Annotated in this window: 5 protein-coding genes; 2 read left to right on the top strand and 3 right to left on the bottom strand. The window is 58.2% G+C overall.

All coding sequences use genetic code 11. The features are described 5' to 3' along the window. A partial coding sequence (locus tag CQ13_RS44280; protein ID WP_197427270.1) for a hypothetical protein occupies window positions 1-457 on the top strand: 457 nt, incomplete at its 5' end. Between the two features lie 6 nt (window positions 458-463). On the opposite strand, the gene CQ13_RS44275 is transcribed toward CQ13_RS44280, so the two are convergent. The 3 genes from CQ13_RS44275 to ald form a co-directional block, all read right to left on the bottom strand. Beyond that, window positions 464-625 carry a hypothetical protein gene (locus CQ13_RS44275; protein WP_197427269.1) on the bottom strand — a complete coding sequence of 54 codons (162 nt, stop codon included), beginning with the start codon at window positions 623-625 and terminating at the stop codon, window positions 464-466. An 83-nt stretch (window positions 626-708) separates the two neighbouring features. Then, entirely contained in the window at window positions 709-1,080 is a 372-nt protein-coding gene (locus CQ13_RS44270; protein WP_057842336.1) for a hypothetical protein, read from the bottom strand. Between the two features lie 251 nt (window positions 1,081-1,331). Next, entirely contained in the window at window positions 1,332-2,444 is a 1,113-nt protein-coding gene (gene ald, locus CQ13_RS07305) for an alanine dehydrogenase (RefSeq protein ID WP_057842335.1), read from the bottom strand. Window positions 2,445-3,939: 1,495 nt separating this feature from the next. On the opposite strand from ald, the gene CQ13_RS42635 reads away from it, so the two are divergent. Then, the gene (locus CQ13_RS42635) at window positions 3,940-4,353 is read left to right on the top strand and encodes a hypothetical protein (protein WP_197427268.1); all 414 of its coding nucleotides are present in this window, start codon (window positions 3,940-3,942) and stop codon (window positions 4,351-4,353) included. Window positions 4,354-4,604: the final 251 nt, after the last annotated feature.

The following is a 4,604-nucleotide window of genomic DNA, read 5'->3' as shown; positions in this document are numbered from 1 at the left end:
CTGGCAAGGTGGGGCTACTGAGACAATTGAGGTCCGGCAGCGGCCGAACCGCCCCGAAGCAGTTCGTTATCCCGATGAGTTCGTTGCCAAAATCCGCGCGCTGGCGGAACTACATGATGATCATGAAATCGTCGCGCAACTCAAAAGCAATGGCCAGACAAGCTCGACCGGCAGGCCGTTCACCGTCAGCATGATTCGATGGATCCGCTACAAGCATCGTATCACTGGCCCATCTCTTCCCGCCGGAACGTTGAACGTCAGCCAGGTTTGTGAGAGATTTGGCGTCAGCCTGTGGGTCGTCCATTACTGGATCGAACGTGGTATAGTCTCGGCGCTGCAACGCAAGCCGAATGCGCCATATGCAATCACCATCGACGATTACGTCGACCGGCGTCTCCGAAAATGGGTTGCGACTTCAAGCCATCTTGACCCACCATCCCCAACGCAAACTGTATGAGGTGTATTATGCCCGGCGCGTCGGAATGCCGAGCAGCCGCATGCCGCCCGACGCCTTCGGTATCTCCACCCGCCGTACCGGCTGGGGTTTGTAGGCACCCTCAAGCAACCGGGCCCGGATCGTAGGCCAGTGCTCTTTCAGGTAGGCCGGCAGCTCACTGACGGTCATCCCGTCGACGCCTGCCGTACCTTGTTGCGCTTCACTTGCGCCAACGCTTTCTTCAGATTCTCACGCTCGATTACTCCTTCCATCTACGGTCCTGCGACCGCCGGGCGTTCGAGACCAGCCGTCGCTGCGCTTACTTCGGTCTCTCGGACGGCGGCGCTTTGGGCTTCACCCTGCGCTCCGGTGACCGAGTTCAGCTCAACCTGATTCTTCTGCCGCATGGCTCGCGCGAGATCGACTGCTCTACTAACCACTTCCACCGTTCGGGCCTTCGGCGGCGCGCTGCCGCCTAATATGCCCTCTGCTGACGTCTGCGCTGCGGTCAGGCCGCCTTGCGGCGCCCTCAGTCTCGTTGCCGAGACACAGCACAGACCTCCCGAGGTAAGACCGACCGCCTTCTCCGCATACCCGCCGAATTTACCACACCGACCCTCGATGGCTGTGGACTTCGCGATCATTTGCTCGCTCCTCCGGTCGAGTAGGCCTCGTTATCCGGTTCTTGTCCATCGGGTCGCGGATTTGCTCCACGCTTTCTTCAGACCCCACCTCACAATGACGCCCTTGCGCTTCGCTAACCCTTCGCCACCATCAGGCTGGGTAGAGGACTTCCACCCCCAAGCTGTCGTTCATACTCGGCACACAAAAAAGGGCCACTCCGAAGAGTGGCCCACCAAGTCAGGGAGGAAACGCCCTCAACGGGCCTCTGTGATCAGGCCGCAGCCTGTTCGATCGGTGAGAATGGCAGGCCGAGACTTTCGGCTACGGCCCTATAAGTCAGGCGGCCCCGATAGACATTGAGACCTGCGCGCAGATGCGGGTTTTCGAGCACGGCTGCGAATCCCTTGTTGGCGAGAGCCAAACCAAATGGCAGCGTGGCGTTGTTCAGGGCTTGGCTCGAGGTGAGCGGGACAGCCCCCGGCATATTGGCGACGCAGTAATGAATGACGCCGTCCACCTCGTAAGTTGGATCGGCGTGGGTCGTCGGACGCGATGTCTCAAAGCAGCCACCTTGATCAATGGCGACGTCAACGATCACCGAGCCTTTGCGCATCGAGCTCAACATGCCGCGGCTGACCAGTTTCGGCGCGCTCGCGCCGGGGACGAGCACCGCACCGACAACAACATCGGCCGCAAATACTTCCTCCTCAACGGCGTCAATTGTCGAAAACCTGGTACGAACGCGACCTTCGAACAGCTCATCTAGCTCACGAAGCCGCGGTATCGACTGGTCGAGGATAGTGACCTCGGCACCCAAGCCCGCCGCCATTCGTGCCGCATGCGTACCGACAACGCCGCCTCCAATCACCACGATGCGGGCCGGCTGGACGCCGGGCACGCCACCGATCAATAGTCCGCGCCCGCCGGCGTACCGCTTCAGGGCGCTACCTGCCGCCTCGATCGCAAGCCTGCCCGCGACCTCACTCATCGGCGCAAGCAGCGGAAGACCGCCATGCGCATCGGTAACGGTTTCGTAGGCGATTGCGGTGCACCCAGATTTTAGCAGGCCCTTGGCCTGCTCCGGGTCCGGCGCCAGATGCAGATAAGTGAAGAGGATCTGATTCTCTCGCAGCTGGGTCCATTCGGACGGCTGGGGCTCCTTGACCTTTATGATCATCTCGCTCGATGCAAAGACCTCGTGCGTGGAGTCCAGAATCGTTGCGCCAGCTTTGCGATAATTGTCATCTGTAGCGCCAATGCCGGCGCCGGCATTGGTCTCGACCACCACGCTGTGGCCAGCGGCCACATATTCGCGGACGGCTCCCGGCGTCAGGCCCACGCGATATTCGTGCGTCTTGATTTCCTTGGGAACACCGACCTTCACTTGCAATCTCCGTCTTGGACGACATCTTCTATTCGAAAGGCCGCTGCTGTATTTGCGAAACAAGTATCCAGATGGCACGGAAATTCAGTGATTTTTGTTCATTTACGCAGGATTCCAAACAAATGGACGCCGACAAGGGATCGATCTGACAATCCTCCCCGTATCAACGCGCGGATCAGCTAGACCGAGCTCTCGAATCGAACTGGACTATGCAGCACCGCGATCGCGCGCTCGGCAACGCGCGACAAATCCAGAGTATCAGGCCATACTTTGCCTGAAACCGAATTGCCTCAACACCGCCGTGCTAGTTGGGTCACGCTGACGGTCAAACGAGGCGCTGAATTGTTCGAAGTTGGCGCCGTCAAGTGCACCTCATCGTGCTGGCTCGAGACATCGATGACTTCGAAAATCCACTGGACCGCCCCCCTTGCGCACTGCGATGCGACTTTGCGATGTAGCTCCTCCGCCGCGCGCTCTTATGCTATCTACAGGTGCGAGCGGTTGGGTGTATCTGCGACACTGCCTCAAATCCTTCGCCGAGGATAACTGGCGAACGGCTGAATTGAGGTCGGTTCTGAGCAATCGCGCAATTCCATTTGCGACGACAGGAGACGCACATTGCGATAAAAATGCAAAATTTCTCTTTGTGATATCTGTGAGCGCCAGTTGCATAGCAACATAGTCAATGCGTTGCCAGCTCGGTCGCCGATGCTGGCCATGAAGCAAGCTCCAACCAGTTCAAAGCCGCACTCACCACCGAAGTGAGGCGTGGTCTCCACGACTCCGCCGAGCCTAAGCCGAGGGCGGTCGCTCAGCCGTAGACGGCTCGCCGGCACGCGCCGCTGTGTTGATCCATGAAATCGAGGGGACTGAGAACATTCGGTGCAGGTTCTGTCGCCGCGCGGGGTTCTATGATTCACGAGTATAAATTTCATAACTGGGCCTGTTAGTATGCTCCACTCCGGTCCGACGTCTTGTCAGCGATCCGGGCATTCGAGGTCGCGCTGATCTCGCAGCGACCGCAGATCATATGGCCTCCAGCCAAAGTCATATTGCTTCCGATTGCCTTTTACGAGCTGATGGGAGCGCTGATAACCCGCATTCCATTAGGCTTAAGGGAGCACACAAATAAATTTCTGCCATCGGGATTATCCCTATTCCGCTCCACCTTCTGCGGTGCCGCATGGCCTGTCTTTGTCCACCTTCTTGCGCCTTGCCGGCATTGCCAAAAGGCAGCTAAGGCACTTCCCGAAGAAGCTTGTGCATGATATTCAATGCACTGCCCTTCAAAGACTGCCTGGTACTCGGTGCCATGCATTAAGCCGCCCGCAACCAGCGAAGCCATTTTTGGTCAGCATCCCGCCGCGCCTTGAAGCGGTCGACGCATTTCTTCGAGCAAAGGGTCGTTCGCCAAGAGTAGTAGCGGATCAACCCGAACTTTCCACCGCATATCGCGCAGCACTTTACTGAACCGTGGTGGAAAGTATGGGAGCTGTTGCGCATTCTCGCCTCCTGTCGGCATTACGTGTATAGCCCCTGCGTTTTCTTCGCTGCAGCACCACGCCCGCACGTGAAGTGGGGCGTCGGCGATGCCAAGTCTCGCGGCGTTCAGGGAACCGGGCGCAAGAGTTTGAGCTCTAATGTGCGCCTCGTCGGCGAAGCGGCGCGTTCCATCGGAGTGCTTCGCCGGCCAGTATTGTCGCTGACTGTAACGAAATTTTCAATCTTGATTGATGCAATGAACCGCCAGTTGAGGCTTAAATGCTGCGCTCGGTCGGTTTTCTTCGACGGATTTCAACTCGCCGAGGCGGATGGGGTGCGTATAGAAGCACTCGCTGGAGTCGTCAGCGCCACCTCCTTGCTATTGCGGCCAAAGGGCGGCAATCCGATTTCCGTCTCAGCTGCTTGACATGCATGGTCACTGTGGGCTGAGCGAGTATAGACTTTGCGACCTCCTTGGCGAAGCTGAGGTCCCTGGAGCTCCTCAGAAAAACGCGCGGAACTTGCCGAAAGTTCGCGTTCTAATAATCTCGCCTAGACGATCGATTCCATGAAACCTGCGCTTATTGAGCAGACCGAGTTGGTGGAACGGACGGGTTGTTGGGGGATTCCTCGTTTGCGGTCGGCGAAACGAGGAGCTGTATCATGGCAGGATGGCGG

The organism is Bradyrhizobium retamae (assembly GCF_001440415.1).
GTDB lineage: Bacteria > Pseudomonadota > Alphaproteobacteria > Rhizobiales > Xanthobacteraceae > Bradyrhizobium > Bradyrhizobium retamae.
The sequence above is the reverse complement of the archived record's forward strand: the minus strand, read 5'-3'. Positions and strand labels throughout refer to the sequence as shown.